General features: G+C 70.8%; 16 protein-coding genes and 1 pseudogene. 9 read left to right on the top strand and 8 right to left on the bottom strand.

The window, feature by feature from the left end; genetic code table 11:
• The first annotated feature begins 571 nt into the window (after window positions 1–571).
• From rplM to glmM, 3 genes are all read left to right on the top strand, one after another.
• Entirely contained in the window at window positions 572–1,015 is a 444-nt protein-coding gene (gene rplM / locus ABD329_RS45665) for a 50S ribosomal protein L13 (protein ID WP_198278896.1), read from the top strand.
• A gap of 41 nt (window positions 1,016–1,056) precedes the next feature.
• On the top strand, window positions 1,057–1,560 hold the full coding sequence (rpsI, locus tag ABD329_RS45660) for a 30S ribosomal protein S9 (protein WP_037952927.1): 504 nt from the start codon (window positions 1,057–1,059) through the stop codon (window positions 1,558–1,560).
• Between the two features lie 140 nt (window positions 1,561–1,700).
• Window positions 1,701–3,059 carry a phosphoglucosamine mutase gene (gene glmM, locus ABD329_RS45655; RefSeq protein WP_198278897.1) on the top strand — a complete coding sequence of 453 codons (1,359 nt, stop codon included), beginning with the start codon at window positions 1,701–1,703 and terminating at the stop codon, window positions 3,057–3,059.
• A gap of 353 nt (window positions 3,060–3,412) precedes the next feature.
• On the opposite strand, the gene ABD329_RS45650 is transcribed toward glmM, so the two are convergent.
• From ABD329_RS45650 to ABD329_RS45640, 3 genes are all read right to left on the bottom strand, one after another.
• The gene (locus tag ABD329_RS45650; protein WP_344318032.1) at window positions 3,413–4,333 is read right to left on the bottom strand and encodes a DUF389 domain-containing protein; all 921 of its coding nucleotides are present in this window, start codon (window positions 4,331–4,333) and stop codon (window positions 3,413–3,415) included.
• A 13-nt stretch (window positions 4,334–4,346) separates the two neighbouring features.
• Window positions 4,347–5,357: a type I pantothenate kinase gene (gene coaA, locus ABD329_RS45645; RefSeq protein ID WP_037952933.1), complete on the bottom strand. Its 1,011-nt coding sequence runs from the start codon at window positions 5,355–5,357 to the stop codon at window positions 4,347–4,349.
• A gap of 83 nt (window positions 5,358–5,440) precedes the next feature.
• Window positions 5,441–6,277, bottom strand: coding sequence for an SCO4651 family lipoprotein (locus tag ABD329_RS45640; protein WP_198279788.1), 837 nt, complete (start codon window positions 6,275–6,277; stop codon window positions 5,441–5,443).
• 129 nt (window positions 6,278–6,406) lie between these two features.
• Here ABD329_RS45640 and glmS point away from each other — a divergent pair, with 129 nt between their 5' ends.
• Together glmS and ABD329_RS45630 are read left to right on the top strand one after the other, a co-directional pair.
• Window positions 6,407–8,254 carry a glutamine--fructose-6-phosphate transaminase (isomerizing) gene (gene glmS / locus ABD329_RS45635; protein ID WP_198279789.1) on the top strand — a complete coding sequence of 616 codons (1,848 nt, stop codon included), beginning with the start codon at window positions 6,407–6,409 and terminating at the stop codon, window positions 8,252–8,254.
• 34 nt (window positions 8,255–8,288) lie between these two features.
• The gene (locus ABD329_RS45630; protein ID WP_198273869.1) at window positions 8,289–8,657 is read left to right on the top strand and encodes a holo-ACP synthase; all 369 of its coding nucleotides are present in this window, start codon (window positions 8,289–8,291) and stop codon (window positions 8,655–8,657) included.
• A 333-nt stretch (window positions 8,658–8,990) separates the two neighbouring features.
• Here the strand turns inward: ABD329_RS45630 and ABD329_RS45625 are convergent, their stop codons facing one another.
• Complete coding sequence (locus tag ABD329_RS45625) at window positions 8,991–9,629, bottom strand: TetR/AcrR family transcriptional regulator (RefSeq protein WP_246619150.1); 639 nt, start codon at window positions 9,627–9,629, stop codon at window positions 8,991–8,993.
• 64 nt (window positions 9,630–9,693) lie between these two features.
• On the opposite strand from ABD329_RS45625, the gene ABD329_RS45620 reads away from it, so the two are divergent.
• Window positions 9,694–10,440 carry an SDR family NAD(P)-dependent oxidoreductase gene (locus tag ABD329_RS45620; RefSeq protein ID WP_198281934.1) on the top strand — a complete coding sequence of 249 codons (747 nt, stop codon included), beginning with the start codon at window positions 9,694–9,696 and terminating at the stop codon, window positions 10,438–10,440.
• Window positions 10,441–10,858: 418 nt separating this feature from the next.
• Here ABD329_RS45620 and ABD329_RS45610 read toward each other — a convergent pair.
• The 3 genes and pseudogenes from ABD329_RS45610 to ABD329_RS45600 form a co-directional block, all read right to left on the bottom strand.
• Window positions 10,859–11,137, bottom strand: a pseudogene (locus tag ABD329_RS45610) (NAD(P)H-hydrate dehydratase); the annotation flags it as partial.
• 252 nt (window positions 11,138–11,389) lie between these two features.
• Window positions 11,390–11,755 carry a hypothetical protein gene (locus ABD329_RS45605; RefSeq protein WP_191068625.1) on the bottom strand — a complete coding sequence of 122 codons (366 nt, stop codon included), beginning with the start codon at window positions 11,753–11,755 and terminating at the stop codon, window positions 11,390–11,392.
• A gap of 14 nt (window positions 11,756–11,769) precedes the next feature.
• Window positions 11,770–13,026, bottom strand: a complete 1,257-nt coding sequence (locus ABD329_RS45600) for a helix-turn-helix transcriptional regulator (protein ID WP_198279790.1) — start codon at window positions 13,024–13,026, stop codon at window positions 11,770–11,772.
• A 246-nt stretch (window positions 13,027–13,272) separates the two neighbouring features.
• Here ABD329_RS45600 and ABD329_RS45595 point away from each other — a divergent pair, with 246 nt between their 5' ends.
• The 3 genes from ABD329_RS45595 to ABD329_RS45585 are packed head-to-tail and all read left to right on the top strand — an operon-like array spanning window position 13,273 to window position 15,426.
• Window positions 13,273–13,680, top strand: coding sequence for an ATP-binding protein (locus tag ABD329_RS45595; protein WP_198279791.1), 408 nt, complete (start codon window positions 13,273–13,275; stop codon window positions 13,678–13,680).
• A gap of 28 nt (window positions 13,681–13,708) precedes the next feature.
• Window positions 13,709–14,599 (top strand): radical SAM/SPASM domain-containing protein, encoded by an 891-nt coding sequence (locus tag ABD329_RS45590; protein WP_309142850.1) that lies wholly within the window; start codon window positions 13,709–13,711, stop codon window positions 14,597–14,599.
• Between the two features lie 5 nt (window positions 14,600–14,604).
• Window positions 14,605–15,426, top strand: coding sequence for a phosphotransferase (locus ABD329_RS45585; protein WP_246618834.1), 822 nt, complete (start codon window positions 14,605–14,607; stop codon window positions 15,424–15,426).
• Window positions 15,427–15,730: 304 nt separating this feature from the next.
• On the opposite strand, the gene ABD329_RS45580 is transcribed toward ABD329_RS45585, so the two are convergent.
• A partial coding sequence (locus ABD329_RS45580; RefSeq protein ID WP_425574464.1) for an NAD(P)H-hydrate dehydratase occupies window positions 15,731–17,013 on the bottom strand: 1,283 nt, incomplete at its 5' end.

Here is a 17,013-nt window from a genome sequence, read left to right as displayed (position 1 = left end):
CCCCGGGCGAGGCGGGCGGGCCCGGCTGGGCCCCGGCCCCAACGCGGGGCGCGGCCGGGTGCGTGGGGCGCGGAGGCGCTGCGACCGGCGGAGGCGCTGCGACCGGCGGGGGTGCCCCGCCATTCCCGCCTTCGCCCACGAGGGCGGGAGCCCCTGATGCCCGATCGGCGCGGAGAGTCCCCGGCGCCCCCTGCGGGCAGGCGCCTTCGGCCGGTGGCCGTTCCGCGCGCGGCGCCCGGACTCGGCCCGCCCCGGGGCGCGGGCGGACGCCCGCCCAAGCCCTCCCGGCCGGTGGCCGGAGCCCGCGCGAGGCGGCGCGGGGGCGTTTTGACCCGGGTGGGGGCGGGCCGGTATTCTGCCAGTTCGTTATGCGTATTGGCTTGCTCGTTCTCACGTGAGAGGCCGTTACGCCGGTCCACCGGGCCGATGACCAGCGGCAAGCACTCGGCATGCGTCACCGAGGTGCGGCCACGGCTGTCGTGATCGTCCGGGTGGCCTTGTCCGGACCTGTCCTCCCGGCCCTCGCGGGTCCGGGGAGACTTCACTCACTGAAGAAGCGAAGGCTACGACCGTGCGTACGTACAGCCCCAAGCCCGGCGACGTCCAGCGTCAGTGGCATGTCATCGACGCCACCGACGTGGTTCTGGGCCGTCTGGCCACCCAGGCCGCCACCCTCTTGCGGGGCAAGCACAAGCCGGTGTACGCGCCGCATGTCGACGCTGGTGACTTCGTCATCATCATCAACGCCGACAAGGTGCACCTCTCCGGCAACAAGCGGACCCAGAAGATGGCGTACCGCCACTCCGGCTACCCGGGTGGTCTGCGCTCCATCCGCTATGACGAGCTGCTGGAGAAGAACCCGGAGAAGGCCGTCGAGAAGGCCATCAAGGGCATGCTCCCCAAGAACACCCTGGGCCGTCAGATGCTCTCGAAGCTGAAGGTGTACTCGGGCGACCAGCACCCGCACGCCGCTCAGCAGCCGGTTCCGTATCTGATCACCCAGGTCGCGCAGTAGTCCCGGCCACCCCTTACGACGAAGAGAATCTGAGGAGCATCGTGGCCGAGACCACCGCCGAGACCCCCCTCGATGTCGAGGAGTACACCACCGAGAGCGTTGAGACGGTCGAGTCGGAGTACACCTCCGAGTCGCTCGCCTCCCGCTTCGGTGACCCGCAGCCTGCCGCCGGTACCGGGCGCCGCAAGAACGCCGTGGCGCGTGTCCGCATCGTGCCGGGCAGCGGGCAGTGGAAGATCAACGGGCGTACTCTCGAGGAGTACTTCCCCAACAAGGTCCACCAGCAGGAAGTCAACGAGCCCTTCAAGGTGCTGGAGCTGGACGACCGCTACGACGTCATCGCCCGCATCTCGGGCGGCGGCGTCTCCGGCCAGGCCGGGGCGCTGCGTCTGGGCATCGCCCGGGCGCTGAACGAGGCGGACGTGGACAACAACCGCGGCCCCCTCAAGAAGGCCGGCTTCCTGACCCGTGACGACCGCGCCACCGAGCGTAAGAAGGCCGGTCTGAAGAAGGCCCGCAAGGCGCCGCAGTACAGCAAGCGCTGACGCCCATCGCGGCACCGCTGCTTCACCCGAACGCCCCGGCGGCACCACCTGTGCCTCCGGGGCGTTCGGCTATCGCCACCGGGGGGCGTATACCTACAAGCAAGCTTCTGCCCCCCAGCTCGTAACTTCGGAGGACACCAGTGGGACGACTCTTCGGTACGGATGGTGTGCGCGGCGTCGCGAACGCCGATCTGACGGCTGAGATGGCGCTCGGCCTGTCGGTAGCGGCGGCGCATGTGCTCGCCGAGGCGGGAACCTTCGAAGGCCATCGGCCGGTGGCGGTGGTCGGGCGGGATCCGCGAGCGTCCGGGGAGTTCCTGGAGGCGGCCGTGGTGGCGGGGCTGGCCAGTGCCGGGGTGGACGTACTGCGGGTCGGCGTGCTGCCCACGCCGGCCGTCGCGCATCTGACCGGGGCGCTGGACGCGGACCTCGGGGTGATGCTCTCCGCGAGCCACAACCCGATGCCCGACAACGGCATCAAGTTCTTCGCCCGCGGCGGCCACAAGCTGGCCGACGAGCTGGAGGACCGCATCGAGACCACCTACCGGTCCCACGCCTCCGGTGAGCCGTGGGACCGGCCGACGGGCACCGGGGTGGGCCGGGTTCGGGACTACGACGAGGGCTTCGACGCCTATGTCGCCCATCTGGTCGGCGTCCTCCCCAACCGGCTCGACGGCCTCAAGGTCGTCATCGACGGGGCGCACGGCGCGGCCGCCCGGGTCTCCCCGGAGGCGTTCGCGCGGGCCGGGGCCGAGGTCGTGACGATCGGCACCGACCCGGACGGCCTCAACATCAACGACGGCTACGGCTCCACCCACCTCGCCCGCCTCCAGGCGTCCGTCGTGGAGCACCGGGCGGACCTCGGCATCGCCCACGACGGGGACGCCGACCGCTGTCTCGCGGTGGACGCGGCGGGCCGCGAGGTCGACGGCGACCAGATCCTCGCCGTGCTGGCCCTGGCCATGCGCGAGGCGGGCGGGCTGCGCGGGGACACGGTGGTCGGCACCGTGATGTCCAACCTCGGCTTCAAACTGGCCATGAAGCGGGAGGGCGTCGAGCTGGTCCAGACGGCGGTCGGGGACCGCTATGTGCTGGAGGAGATGAAGTCCCACGGCTACGCCCTGGGCGGTGAGCAGTCCGGGCACGTCATCGTCCTCGACCACGCCACGACGGGTGACGGCACCCTCACCGGTCTGCTGCTGGCGGCCCGCGTCGCCGCGACCGGCCGCACCCTGGCCGACCTCGCGGGCGTCATGGAGCGGCTGCCGCAGGTGCTGGTCAACGTCCCCGACGTGGACAAGTCCCGGGTCGCCTCCAGCGCGGATGTGGCCGCGGCCGTCGCCGAGGCCGAGCGCGAGCTGGGCGAGACCGGCCGGGTGCTGCTCCGCCCTTCGGGCACGGAGCCGCTGGTGCGGGTCATGGTCGAGGCCGCCGACATCGAGCAGGCCCGCTCGGTGGCGGGCCGCCTGGCGGACGCGGTGAAGTCGGCCCTGGGCTAGGCGCTCCGCGGGAAGCGGCGCACGGTGCGGTCGTTCATCCGCGGCCGCTTCGTGGCTGGTCGCGCCCACGCGGCGGAGCCGCACAACGGCACAGCCCCGCGCCCCTTCTGGGCGCAACCGCATCGCACCGGACCTCAGCGAGGCCGCTTGGACCGGCGCCGCGTACCGCGGTGGCCTCGGTCCCGGCCCCGCTGCCGGGACACGCAGGCCGTCCCATCGCTTCCTCGCGCCGGAGGGGCTGGATTTTCCAGCCCCTCCGGCGCTTGAGGAGCGGGGCCCGGGGCGGAGCCCCCGAAACGGGGTCCGGGGCGGAGCCCCCGAAACGGGGCCCGGGGGCGGAGCCCCGGTGGGGGCTAACCCCGCCGCCCCCACAACACCTTCTGCGCCATCAGCGTCAGCGTCCCCGCCACCACGATCCCCACCAGATTCAGCAGCAGCTGCTCCGTCGACCCCCACATCTGGTCGATGTCCCCGTACCCGAGCGCCACCGCCGCGTTGGCCGCCGCCGGCACCGTGGTCACCGAGATCGCCACGCCCACCAGCGCGCCGGACTTCGCCGAGGTCAGCGAGAGCGTCCCGGCGATCCCCGCGAGCACGGCGACCACGAACGAGAACATGTCCGGCTTCCAGATGAAGTCCGTGTTCGGCCGGGCACGCTCCAGCATGTCCTTGCCGAAGAGCCCCACCGCGTCCATCGCGATGCTGAAGCCGGTGGTCAGCGCCATCGCCGCCGCGAATCCGACCAGCAGCGCGATCGCCGAGCGGGCGGCCAGCCGTGGCGCGCGCCGCACCAGCGCGGTGCACAGTCCGGCCAGGGGCCCGAACTCGGGGCCGACCGCCATCGCACCGACGATCAGGATCGCGTTGTCCAGCACCACACCGCATGCCGCGATCATCGTCGCGATGACGAGGAAGGCGAGATAGGTTACCGAGAGGGTGGACTCCTCGTGGGTGGCGTCCGCCAGTTGCTCCCACAGGACCGCGTCCGCGCCCTCGCCGGGCGCCTCCTCCTCCGCCTTGTCGGCGCGCTTGGACAGCGACAGGTCGATGTTCTCCACCGCGATCGAACCGGCCTCGTCAAGGCCCAGCTCACGCAGGTCGCCCAGCAGCGCGTCCCCGGCCTCGCGCGCCACGTCGCACATGACGACGTCCCCCGCGGGGTCACGGGCGGCGCCCGGCAGCACCACCAGATGGGTGGCGCCGACCGTCTTCCCGATGGTGCGCACCACGTCCTCGGTGCGGCCGGCGGGGACGATCAACCTCAGGTGCAGCATGGCCCGACGCTCCTCACAGCTTGCGCAGGGACAGCCGCTGCACCTTGTGGTCCGGCCCCTTGCGCAGCACCAACGTGGCCCGCCCCCGCGTGGGCTGCACATTCTGCTTCAGATTCGGCTTGTTGATCGTCCGCCAGATCATCCGCCCGTAGTCCAGCGCCTCCTCCTCCGAGACCTGGGTGTACTTGCGGAAGTACGAGGACGGATCCTGGAAGGCCGTCTCCCGCAGCTTCTTGAAGCGGCCCAGGTACCAGCGCTCGATGTCCTCGGTCCGGGCGTCCACGTACACGCTGAAGTCGAAGAAGTCCGCGAGCCCGACCCTGGTCAGCCCGTCCTTCCCCGGCAGCGCGGGCTGGAGCACATTGAGGCCCTCGACGATGAGGATGTCGGGGCGGTGCACGGTCAGCCGCTCGTCCGGCACGATGTCGTAGATCAGGTGGGAGTAGACCGGCGCCGACACCTCCGCCCGGCCCGCCTTCACATCGGCGACGAAGCGGGTCAGCGCCCTGCGGTCGTAGCTCTCGGGGAACCCCTTGCGGGACATCAGCCCACGGCGCCGCAGCTCGTCGTTGGGGTACAGAAAGCCGTCGGTGGTGATCAGCTCCACTCGCGGATGCTCGGGCCAGCGGGCCAGCAGCGCCTGAAGCAGCCGCGCGGTGGTCGACTTGCCGACCGCGACGCTCCCCGCCACGCCGATCACGAACGGCGTACCGGGCTGGGCCCCGTTGCCCCGCTTGGTGTCGCCCAGGAAGGTGTTGAGCGCGCCGCGCAGATTGCCGGTGGCGGCCACATAGAGGTTGAGCAGCCGGGACAGCGGCAGATAGACGTCCCGCACCTCATCGAGGTCGATGACATCGCCGAGCCCCCGCAGCTTCTCGACCTCGTCGGCGGTCAGCGGCAGCGGCGTCTTGTCCCGCAGCGCACTCCACTCGGCACGGGACAGGTCCACATACGGAGTCGCCTCGCCGCCCCGCCGCTGCGGGCCGCGCACGGTGCGCGCATCGCGCGCGGTTGACGTGATCACCCCCTCATTGTCATGGCAGGGACCGGCCGAGTGAGCGGTGTCGAGGCGTGGGGTCGGTCACCCCGGGCCGGGGCCGGGGGATGTCACCCGGGGAGCACGCCCGAGACGGAGTCGGTCGGGGTGGTCCTCGACGCGTCCGGGACCGTCACCTTCACGGGCTTGCCGAAGTCGCTCAGGTTCATGGTGGCAGTGACGTCTCCCGTGTTCAGCGCGGCGGACAGCTCGACCCGGGCCGGGCGCCCCTCCTCGTCCACCCAGACCAGCGCGGACGCGGGCAGCCCACCGCCCAGCGCCTTCCGGGCCGTCTCGAGCGGCTTACGGCTCTCGTCCGCCACGCCGAGGGTGAGCGTCCGGTAGTCGAGCGTGCCGCCGTAGAGGTGCACCGGACGGCCGTCGATCGTGGTCGTGCCCCGGTCCGACACATCGCGGATGGCCGACGCCTGGCGCAGGAGGTGTTCGGGGTCGTTCAGCGGGGCTCTCAGCAGCGAGTGGGCCCTGGCCTCGGCGCGGTCGATGACCGCCCAGTGGCCCTTGGGAACGGTCCGGGTGAGATAGACCTTGCCCCCGCTGAAGACCTCGTCCATGTGGTCGACCGCGCCGCCCGGTAAGTCGACCGACAGTTCGCCCTTGTCGGCGGCCAGGTCGAACCGGCCCGCCAAGGAAAGGGTGGATTCCTCACCCGCGCCGCGGGTCACGATGGTCTCGTCGATCCGGGCGCTGGTGGCGCGGGCCTTCGCCACGGCGGCGCGGACGATGTCGACGGGTCTGCCGTCCGCGCCCTCCGTGGCGGACGCCTTCGCTCCGGCCCTCCCGCCCGGCTTCTCGGTGACGCGAGCCTTCTCGCCCGAACCCGATGAACAGCCGGTGCCGAGCGCGAGAAGCAGCACGGCGGCGGCGGACGACATGGTGATACGACGCACGATCCCCCCCGGGAAAGTGAAAGTGAAAGGGCGGCCCCCCGGCCGCTCGTGCGCATTATGCACGGCATGAGAGGGGCCCGTGCGTGGCCGGTGGTCGGTCTGCCACCCCCGGGGTCGTACGCTGCGTCCATGTGCGGAATCGTTGGTTATGTGGGAGGGCAGTCGGCCCTCGATGTCGTCCTCGCCGGGCTCAAGCGGCTGGAGTACCGCGGCTATGACTCGGCGGGTGTTGCCGTGCTGGCCGACGGTGGGCTGGCGGCGGCCAAGAAGGCGGGCAAGCTGGGCAACCTGGAGAAGGAGCTGGCCGACCGCCCGCTGCCCACCGGGGGCACCGGCATCGGCCACACCCGTTGGGCCACCCACGGCGGCCCGACCGACGCCAACGCCCATCCGCACCTGGACAACGCGGGCCGGGTCTCCGTCGTCCACAACGGCATCATCGAGAACTTCGCCGCGCTCCGCGCCGAGCTGGCCGAGCGCGGCCATGAGCTGGCCTCCGAGACCGACACCGAGGTCGTGGCGCATCTGCTCGCCGAGTCGTTCTCGTCCTGCGGCGACCTCGCCGAGGCGATGCGGCAGGTGTGCCGTCGGCTGGAGGGCGCCTTCACGCTGGTCGCGGTGCACGCGGACGCGCCCGATGTGGTGGTCGGGGCGCGCCGGAACTCGCCGCTGGTGGTCGGCGTCGGCGAGGAGGAGGCGTTCCTCGCCTCCGATGTCGCCGCCTTCATCGCCCACACCCGCGAGGCCATCGAGCTGGGCCAGGACCAGGTCGTGGAGGCCCGCCGGGACGGTGTGACCGTCACCGACTTCGAGGGGGCGCCGGCCGAGGTCCGCCCGTACCACGTGGACTGGGACGCCTCCGCCGCCGAGAAGGGCGGCTACGACTACTTCATGCTCAAGGAGATCGCCGAGCAGCCGAAGGCCGTCGCGGACACCCTGCTCGGCCGGATCGACCTGGCCGGGAACCTCTGCCTGGACGAGGTGCGCATCCCGGCCTCGGTGCTGCGCGAGGTCAGCAAGGTCGTGATCGTGGCGTGCGGCACCGCGTACCACGCGGGCATGATCGCCAAGTACGCCATCGAGCACTGGACCCGGATCCCCTGCGAGACGGAGCTGGCCAGCGAGTTCCGCTACCGCGACCCGATCCTGGACCAGCGGACGCTGGTGATCGCCATCTCGCAGTCCGGCGAGACCATGGACACCCTGATGGCGCTGCGGCACGCCCGTGAGCAGGGCGCGAAGGTGCTGGCCATCTGCAATACGAACGGCTCCACGATTCCGCGTGAGTCGGACGCGGTCCTCTACACCCACGCCGGCCCCGAGGTGGCCGTCGCCTCCACCAAGGCGTTCCTCACCCAGCTGGTGGCCTGCTATCTGGTGGCGCTGTACCTGGGCCAGGTGCGCGGCACCAAGTGGGGCGACGAGATCCTCTCCGTGATCCGCGAGCTGTCGGAGATCGCCACCCAGGTGGAAGAGGTCCTGGAGACCATGGAGCCGGTACGGGAGCTGGCCCGCACCCTGGCCGGCAAGAACACCGTGCTGTTCCTGGGCCGGCATGTCGGCTACCCGGTCGCCCTGGAGGGCGCGCTCAAGCTCAAGGAGCTCGCGTACATGCACGCGGAGGGCTTCGCGGCGGGCGAGCTCAAGCATGGCCCGATCGCGCTGATCGAGCAGGACGTGCCGGTCGTGGTGGTCGTCCCGTCACCGCGCGGGCGTTCCGTCCTCCACGACAAGATCGTCTCCAATATCCAGGAGATCCGGGCCCGGGGCGCCCGCACCATCGTGATCGCCGAGCGCGGCGACGAGACGGTGGCCCCGTACGCCGACCACCTCATCGAGATCCCCGCCACGCCCACGCTGCTCCAGCCGCTGGTCGCGACCGTGCCGCTCCAGGTCTTCGCGTGCGAGCTGGCGACGGCGCGCGGCAACGAGGTCGACCAGCCGAGGAATCTGGCCAAGTCGGTGACGGTCGAGTGACCGGTGGCCCCGGTCGGACCCGTCGAGTGACGCCGTGATCATCGGCGTCGGTATCGACGTCGCCGAGATCGACCGCTTCGACGACGCGCTGCGGCGCACCCCCGGCCTGGCGGACCGCCTGTTCGTCGAGCGCGAGCTGTGGCTGCCGAGCGGGGAGCGCCGCGGCATGGCCTCCTTGGCCGCCCGCTTCGCGGCCAAGGAGGCCCTGGCCAAGTCCCTGGGCGCCCCCGGCGGCCTCCGCTGGACCGACGCCGAGATCCTCACCGAGCCGAGCGGCCGCCCCCGCTTCTCGGTCCGCGGCACGGTCGCGGTGTGCGCGGAGCGGCTGGGGGTGCGGGGCCTGCACGTCTCCCTGAGCCATGACGCGGGGGTCGCGTCGGCGGTGGTGATCGCGGAGGGTTGAGGCTTTCGCTGGGTGCGGGGGCTCCGCCCCCACGCCCCCGCCGGGGCTCCGCCCCGGTCCCGCGCGGTCGCTCCGGTGACGGGTGTGGTGCGGGTGCGTGGGTGGTGCGCCCGCTGTTCGTGGTCGGTGCCGGGGGCGGGGCCTCCGGGGCGGCGCCCTGGACCGTATATTTACGGCGCCATTGACCGGGGGCTTTGTGTGGGCCGGAGATTGGCGCCACAAATACACGTAAGCGTCCAGGACACCACCCCTCCGACCCCACCCCCTCCCGCCTCGTCGGCGGCTACCCGCCGGTGGGCGTCATGACTCGTCCTGGCCGCCGTCCTCGTCGGTTCAGTCGCCGGAGTGGTCCGGCAGGAGTTGAGCCGCGAGCGATCGTGCTGTGGCAGTGAGTGTGGCCGTGTCCATCCCGGTCCGGCTCATGAACACGAGCCCTTGTTGCGCGGCCAGGAGGGCCCGCGCTAGTGCGATCGGATCCGCTCCGGCCGGTAGGTCGCCCTCGCGTTGGGCGCGGGCGACGCAGTCACCGATCAGCGCGGTGGACGTCTCGTAGGTGCGGCGGGCGTGGTCGAGGACTTCCGGATCGGCGTTACCGAGTTCGCAGGTGCTGTTGGCCATCAGGCAGCCACGCCGCGTGCCGACGCCGGTCGGTTCGTCGATCGGTGCCTCGAGGAGCATGCGTAGTGCGTCCAGGGCCCGTGGAGCCTCGGCGAGGGCTTCCCGAAGACGGCTATGGCTGTCTTCGGTGTAGCTGTGCAGCGCCCGGAGGAAGAGCTGACGCTTGTCGCCGAACGCCGCATACAGGCTGCCTTTGCCCAGGCCGCTGACCCGCATCAGGTCTTCCAGCGAGGTCGCGGCGTAACCGGCGTCCCAGAACTGATCACGGACGGCGTTCAGTACCTGCTTCTCGTCGAACGATCGCGGACGTGCCATGCGAACAGGATACGGATTCTTGACCGTGCGGTCCACCATGTTTATGGTGGACCGCACGGTCAAGAACTCCGTGGCACGTTGCACCCAAGGAAGTGGGAAGCGCATGGGAAAGCTGGACAACAAGGTGGCGATCGTGACCGGCGGGTCGCGGGGGATCGGGGCGGCGTCGGCGCTGGCGCTGGCTGACGAGGGAGCCGACGTCGCGATCAGCTACTCGTCCTCCGCGGATCGGGCCAAGGCCGTGGTCGCGGAGCTGGAGGCGAAGGGGGTGCGTGCGGCGGCTTTCCAGGCCGACCAGGCCGACGCGACGCAGGCGGCGGGCTTGATCCGGCGTGTGGTCGAGCAGTTCGGGAAGCTGGACATTCTGGTCAACAACGCGGCCGCGGGTGGTGGCGGCCTGGTCGACAGCGAGCTCGTCGACCAGGCCGCCATCGAGCGGCAGCTCGCCGTCAACTACACCAGCGTGGTGGCCGGGATCCAGGCGGCGGTGCCGTTGCTGCCCGATGGCGGGCGGATCGTCAACATCAGCTCGGGTGTGGCTACTCGGGCGGGTTTCCAGGGGATGGCGTACTACACGGGCACGAAGTCGGCCCTCGAGGGCTTCAGTCGGGGCGCAGCCCGCGATCTGGCGCACCGGGGCGTCACGGTCAACGTCATCCAGCCCGGGTTCATCGACACCGAAGGAAACCCGGCCGACGGCCCGGCCGCATCCATGTTCCTTCCGACCACGGCGATGGGGCGGTACGGCAGGCCGGAGGAGATCGCCGCAGGCGTCGTCTTCCTCGCCAGCCCGCAGGCCTCCTACGTCACCGGCGCAGTGCTGAGGATCGACGGCGGATACGGCGCATAGCCCGGCCGCGCAGCTGACACCGGGCGGCCACGGACGGCGGTGACGGCAGGAGTACGGTCCCCCTCCATGACAGATTCCCGGGCCACTTCTGTCACGCAGCCCGTCCGTGGCCGGCGTCGCCCTGCATCTGGAACCGAGCGAATCCGGATTGCGCGCCGGACTCATGGACGCGTTGCGGGAGGCCGCGCGCACCGAGCGGCTCGTGTCGGGCACCCGGCTGCCCTCTCGGCCCGATCCCTTGCCACTGATCTAGGCAAAGCCCGTAACGCCGTGGCCGACGCTCGCCCGCACGCTCCTCGACGCGGGGAACGATCAAAATGTGCGGTCCAGGGCGCCGCCCCGGAGGCCCCGCCCCCGGCACCCACCACGCACAGCAGGCGCACCACCCACGCACCCGCACCCGCACCCAGCGGACTTCTCAGGCCAGCACGTCCCGCCAGGTGTCCGTCAGTGCCGTTGACACCTCGTACGCCGCGATGGGTGCGCCGTGTGGGGCCGTGGTGCGGCGGGCGGCCAGGCCGTGGAGGTGGGCGCCGGCCGAGGCGGCGTCGTGGGCGGGGAGGCCCGTGGCGAGCAGGGAGCCGATCAGGCCGGACAGCACATCGCCGCTGCCCGCCGTGGCCAGCCAGCCGACGCCGGTGGGGTTGACGCGTACCGGCTGGTGCTCGGCGGCGATCAGCGTGGTCGACCCCATCAGCCCATCAGCGGAACGGCTGGGGGTGCGGGGCCTGCACGTCTCCCTGAGCCATGACGCGGGGGCGCGTCGGCAGTGGTGATCGCGGAGGGGGGCGGAGGAGGAGGCGGGGCCTGCGGCCCGCCCCTCCGCATCATTGGCGGCCATCCGCCCGTGACCCAACGCGGTTCACCGCCCCCGTCCGGCCAGGATGACCTGAGCAAGCTCTTCACAGGCCGGCTGTACGACAAGGACAAGCCGAAGCGAGAAGACGCGTCAGCTGACGTCCTTCTCGATCGCCTCGAAGATGTCCGCGTCCGTCTCCTGCTGCCAGCCGGGAAGATCCGGCCAGTCGGCGACGTACCCGGGCTTCGGGTCCTCGAAGTGCCGGTACATCTGCGCGGTCCAGCAGGTCGCGACGAAGCGCCCCTTCTGCTCCCGCGTAAGTCGCCCCGCGTGCCCCTCGCTCACCTCCAGGAACTGCCGCACCTGCTCGTACACCGCCCCGGCAGCCACCCGCTCCCACTCCGGGGTCTCCTCCCAAGGGGTCACATAACCCGGCTTGGGCTCCCCCGGAAAGTGCCGCCGCACCCCCGCGATCCACGCCTCCCGGAACAGCCGGGCACCCTCGGTCCGCGACATCCCTGCCCCTTTCGTCAGTTCACGCTCAGTGCCTTGATCTCGGCATCCAACTCGGCAACCCGCACATCGCGAGCGAGGGAGCCGGAGTCCGTACGCAGGGCCTGGAGTCTACGAGCGACGTAACCGGAGGATGATTCCCGCGCCAGGCGGATCGCCTCGCGGGCGTAGACGACAACCTGCTCCGGATCCTTGCGCTTGACGCCGATGGCGGCCAGATTCGCGAGCACGGCACCTCGGCGCCGAAAGGACTGGCCCTCTGCCAGGGCACCTTGCCGAAGGGCGCTCTGAAGCACCTGCTCAGCGAGGTCGAGCCGACCCAGCTGGACATACCGGGCGCCGCGCTCCTCCGCGAGCCGGGAGCCATCAAAGCGGAGCCACCCGCTGTTCTGTGCCGATCCGTTCATGTCCGCGACCTTCTCGGCCTGTTCGAGTGCACTTTCGCACGCGGTCAGATCTCCCAGTCCCGCGAACGCCTCAGCCTGTACCGCAGCGATCCAGTGTCGTGTCGACAGGGAACTGTCCCCTCGGCGAGCGATGCGCTCAGCGACCGACAAGATGTCCGTGGCCTCCCGGTAGCGACACTCATACACGTCGATGTACGCATGCCGAATGAGAGCACAAGCCCATAGATCGAACGCCCCTGCCTCCTTACCGGCTGACGCGGCGAGCGTGTACGAAGCCGCCGCGTCGGTATACCGGTTGCCGTCTAAAGCCAGCTCACCGGCAAGCTGGAAGAGGTCCGCCGCAGCGCCGCACAGAGCTTGCCCGTCCTTGCCGGAGCGTCCGTCCAGGGCTTTGGCGAGGGCAGCGAGCTGTGCGGAGACGATGGGACGCACAGCCCCTTTGGCACGGGCGAGTTGATACACCTGCCACAGGTGATTGTTCATCCGGATGAAGTCGCCGGACGCTCGGCGGTGCACTCCTTCCGCGAGCGCCTCCGACTCCTCGGCCGGCAGACCGGCCAGTGCCCCGGCAACGGCAATTACGCGCAGGAACTCGCGTCGAATCATGTCGTCGGTATCCCCCGAGCCGTAGTGGTCGACTGAACACGACACTACGGGCTCCTGGAACGTGGCTTGGGGTTTGGTGACCCAGGTGTTCAGTTCGGCAAGGTCGAGTTGCAGCGCTGCTGCGTACTGTGGACGCAACTGGGGCTGGATCTCAGTTTTCCCGCTCTCCCAGCGGCTGATCGTTGTGCGGTCCACACCGACGACGTGAGCGAGCCCCTCCTGGCTGTACCCCAGTGTTTTGCGCCGCTCAGCTAACCCCATGGGGCTCCCCTTCCCCGCTCCGCGGACCGCCACTCGACGTGTGCACACCCTGCACGCTTCTGCGTCACCTCTGCCGCATGGACGCCGTGGAGCGCACCTGCTCGGAGCGGTTTCCTTGACGTTGTCAGCACCAAGAACCGGCGTGAGCCACCACAAGATGCGGTCGTGATGGCGAGACGCCGGCCACCGGCCAGACGACAGAGCCGCCGGCTGGCGGTACCCCGCCCCGGAAGAAAGACCCCGTCCATGACCATGACGAGACCCAACGCCATCGGCGCCCCGGGCTACAGCGAAACGATGCCGTGCGAGCCGACGTCAGCGAGCCGCGCTCGCCGACTGGTCCGCGCAGCACTCCACACCTGGGACCTCGGTCACCTCATCGACGACGGGACGCTGATCATCTCCGAGCTGGTCGGCAACGCCGCCCGCCACAGCGGGTGCCGCCTCCTACGCGTCAGCGTTCGGCTGCCCGATCGGGATCGCGTACGTCTCGCCGTTACGGACAAATGCTCCCAGCCACCCACCGCTCAGGCACCGTGCTGCGATGACGAGTCCGGCCGCGGCCTGGTGCTGGTCGAAGCGATGTCGGACCGCTGGGGCACCCAATACCGCACCTGGGGAAAGACCGTCTGGGCCGAGCTTCGGCCGAAATGACACCGACTGAAGAAGAAAGAACACGACTGTGAAGACCATCGTTGCTGCCGCCCCCGCCATGGACACCGGTTTCCTGTGGCTGGACCTGACCCGAAAGTGCCAGCTCCGCTGCAATCCTTGCTTCAACTCCTCGGGTCCGGAGGGAACACACGGCATCATGGAGCGCGATGACTGGTTACACGTCCTCGACCAGGCCGCGGAATGTGGCGTGCGCCGTGTCCAGCTCATCGGGGGCGAGCCGACGCTGTACCCGGACAGTCTGCTCCTGGCCGACCGCGCGCTTTCTCTCGGCCTCGGCGTGGAGATCTACAGCAACCTGGTGCGCGTCACCGAAGCCTGGTGGGCGCTCCTCCGACGCGACGGCATGTCCTTGGCGGCGTCGTACTACTCCGACACCCCGGAGGAACACAACAAAGTCACCGGCCGACCCAGCCACGCCCGCACCCTTGCGAACATCAAGAAAGCGGTAGCGCTTGGCATCCCGCTGCGCATCGGGATTGTCGCGACTGCCGAGAGGCAGCGCGTCGCTCAAGCGCGGCGGGAGCTTGAGGCGCTCGGGGTGAAGCGCATCAACGTAGATCACGTCCGTCCCTTCGGGCGGGGAGCGCACGGTCGCACACCGGACGTCTCCGCACTGTGCGGCCGGTGTGGCATCGGCCGGGCTGCCGTCGGCCCGGACGGGCGCGTGTCGCCGTGTGTGTTCTCCGCTGCCTTGTTGAGCGTCGGGAACGTTCGAAGCACCCCACTGGCCACTATCCTCGGCAGTCCCGCCATGGCCGAGGCCCGCGCATCCATCCGGAGCGTCTTCGGCAAGGGTGGCGGGGACGACGAAGACAAAGACTCCTGCGACCCCTCCTGTGACCCCAATGCCGAATGCTCTCCGGGGTACCCGGGAAGCGAATGCGGCCCAAGGAACTGAAGGCGATGAACCGTGAACTGCCAGGACCCGGTTTCTGGGCACTGATCCAGCCGTACACGGGAACCTTGTCCCAGGCGCAGCCCACCGCACGAGGTTTCGGCTCTGATCTGACAACGGTCATCGAGTGCGAGAAAGGCCCTTTCTTCGTCAAGGCCATGCGTAACCGCCCTGGGGGACGCCGGGCCTCGCTCATCCGGGAAAGACTGATCAACCCGGCCGTACAGTCCGTTTCCCCCGCCCTGCTCTGGCACGTGGAAGGCGACGAATGGCTCGCCCTGGGATTCGACGTCGTAGACGCCCGCCGGTCGGATTTCACACCAGCCTCACCCGATCTGCCTGTAGTGGTCGACCTCGTTGACCAACTCGGGTACCTGCCACTCCCCGATATCGCCCGAGATTGGCCGGAGAGCCGTTGGGACCGGTTCGCGGTTGACGAGACCGAAGCTGAACTGTTCCGGGGTGACGCGCTGCTCCACACCGATATCAACCCCAGCAACCTGATCCTCGGGGAGCGCGGCGGATGGATCGTGGATTGGTCCTGGCCAACCCGAGGCGCCGGGTTCATCGACCCTGCATGCCTCGTCGTACAGCTCATCGCCGCCGGGCACACTCCCGAGGCGGCTGAGAGGTGGGCGGCCGAGTGCAGGGCATGGGCGGACGCGGACCTCACGGCGATCGACGCGTTCGCCGCCGCCACCCAACGCATGCACCGATCGCGCGCCGACCGGCACCCCGAGGTCAGCTGGCTCGAGGCCATGGCCGCAGCCGCAGGGGCGTGGGCCGCCCACCGGGGCGTGGCCGAGGCGCCTGGTCAGGCGATGACGTAGGCATGCATGCTGATCGGCCCGGCGCTCGCGTCACCGGACGACCGGGAACCTGGCCTGGGTTTGGGCCACCGGCGGATAGCCGCGAATGAGACCGGAGGGGGTGGGGTCGGAGGGGTGGTGTCCTGGACGCTTACGTGTATTTGTGGCGCCAATTTCCGGCCCGCCCTACGGCCCCGGCCAACGGCGCCGTAAATATACGGTCCAGGACGCCGCCCCGGAGGCCCCGCCCCCGGCACCCATCACGAACAGTGGGCGCACCCCAGCAACCACCACGCACCCGCACCCAGCGGAACCCGCGGAACCCTCAGGCCAGCACGTCCCGCCACGTGTCCGTCAGCGCCGTCGACACGTCGTACGCCGCGATGGGCGCGCCGTGCGGGGCCGTGGTGCGGCGGGCGGCCAGGCCGTGGAGGTAGGCGCCCACCGAGGCCGCGTCGCGGGCGGGGAGGCCCGTGGCGAGCAGGGAGCCGATCAGGCCGGACAGGACGTCGCCGCTGCCCGCCGTGGCCAGCCAGCCGACGCCGGTGGGGTTGACGCGTACCGGCTGCTGCTCGGCGGCGATCAGCGTGGTCGACCCCTTCAGCAGTACGGTCGCGCCGTAGCGCTCGGACAGCGCCCTTACGGCGGCCAGCCGGCCCGCCTCGACCTCCTCGCGGCTCACGCCGAGCAGCGCCGCCGCCTCGCCCGCATGGGGGGTGAGGACCGTGGCCGCCTCGCGTTTGCGCAGGTCACCGCCGGTGGGCAGCAGGTGGAGCCCATCGGCGTCGACCAGGACCGGGACATCGGAGGCGAGGACGTCCTCCAGGGAGTGCCGGGCCGCCGCGCCGTCACCGAGGCCGGGGCCGACGACCCACGACTGGACCCGGCCCGCCTTGGCCGGGGGCCCGGAGTGGACGAGGGTCTCGGGGAAGCGCGAGATGACGTTGTCGGCGGCGGGGCCGACGTAGCGCACCGCGCCCGCACCGCCCCGCAGCGCGCCCGAGACGGCCAGCACGGCCGCGCCGGGGTAGCGGGCGGAGCCCGCGACGACGCCCACCACACCCCGCCGGTACTTGTCGCTCTCCGCCGACGGCCGGGGCAGCAGCGCCGCGACGTCCTCGTGCTGGAGCGCCTCCACGTCGGGGTCGGCCGGGAGGTGGGCGTCCAGCCCGATGTCGACCAGCCGCAGGGCGCCCGCGTGGGTGCGGGCGGGGTCGATGAGCAGCCCCGGCTTGTACGCGCCGAAGGTGATCGTGGCGTCCGCGCGCACGGCGGAGCCGCGCACCTCGCCGGTGTCGGCGTCGACCCCGCTCGGCAGGTCCACGGCGACGACGATCCCGCGCACCGCCCGGACCAGCCGCTCCGCGTCGGGCCGCAGCCCGCCCTTGCCGCCGATGGCGACGATGCCGTCGACGACCAGATCGGCCCGCGCGACGGCCGCCTCGGCGGCACCGTTCGCCTCGCTTCCGCCGCCCGTCAGCTCGCGGTCCGCCCCCGCGCCGCCTGACGTCACGCCGCCTGCCGCCGGTCCGCCGCTTGGCGCCGGTCCGCCGCTTGGCGCCGGTCCGCCGCTTGGCGCTGCGCTGCCCTCAGCCGCGCTGCCGCCTG

The organism is Streptomyces javensis, from assembly GCF_039525925.1.
GTDB lineage: Bacteria > Actinomycetota > Actinomycetes > Streptomycetales > Streptomycetaceae > Streptomyces > Streptomyces asiaticus.
Note: the sequence above shows the minus strand (reverse complement) of the source record. Positions and strands in the feature narration are given on the sequence as shown.

Bases quoted from the DNA above. Each gene is read 5' to 3' on its own strand.
- ABD329_RS45595 (WP_198279791.1), top strand. From the start codon at position 13,273: ATGACCATGACGAGACCCAACGCCATCGGCGCCCCGGGCTACAGCGAA.
- ABD329_RS45620 (WP_198281934.1), top strand. From the start codon at position 9,694: ATGGGAAAGCTGGACAACAAGGTGGCGATCGTGACCGGCGGGTCGCGG.
- ABD329_RS45650 (WP_344318032.1), bottom strand. From the start codon at position 4,333: ATGCTGCACCTGAGGTTGATCGTCCCCGCCGGCCGCACCGAGGACGTG.
- glmS (WP_198279789.1), top strand. From the start codon at position 6,407: ATGTGCGGAATCGTTGGTTATGTGGGAGGGCAGTCGGCCCTCGATGTC.
- ABD329_RS45605 (WP_191068625.1), bottom strand. From the start codon at position 11,755: ATGTCGCGGACCGAGGGTGCCCGGCTGTTCCGGGAGGCGTGGATCGCG.
- ABD329_RS45585 (WP_246618834.1), top strand. From the start codon at position 14,605: ATGAACCGTGAACTGCCAGGACCCGGTTTCTGGGCACTGATCCAGCCG.
- ABD329_RS45600 (WP_198279790.1), bottom strand. From the start codon at position 13,026: ATGGGGTTAGCTGAGCGGCGCAAAACACTGGGGTACAGCCAGGAGGGG.
- ABD329_RS45625 (WP_246619150.1), bottom strand. From the start codon at position 9,629: ATGGTGGACCGCACGGTCAAGAATCCGTATCCTGTTCGCATGGCACGT.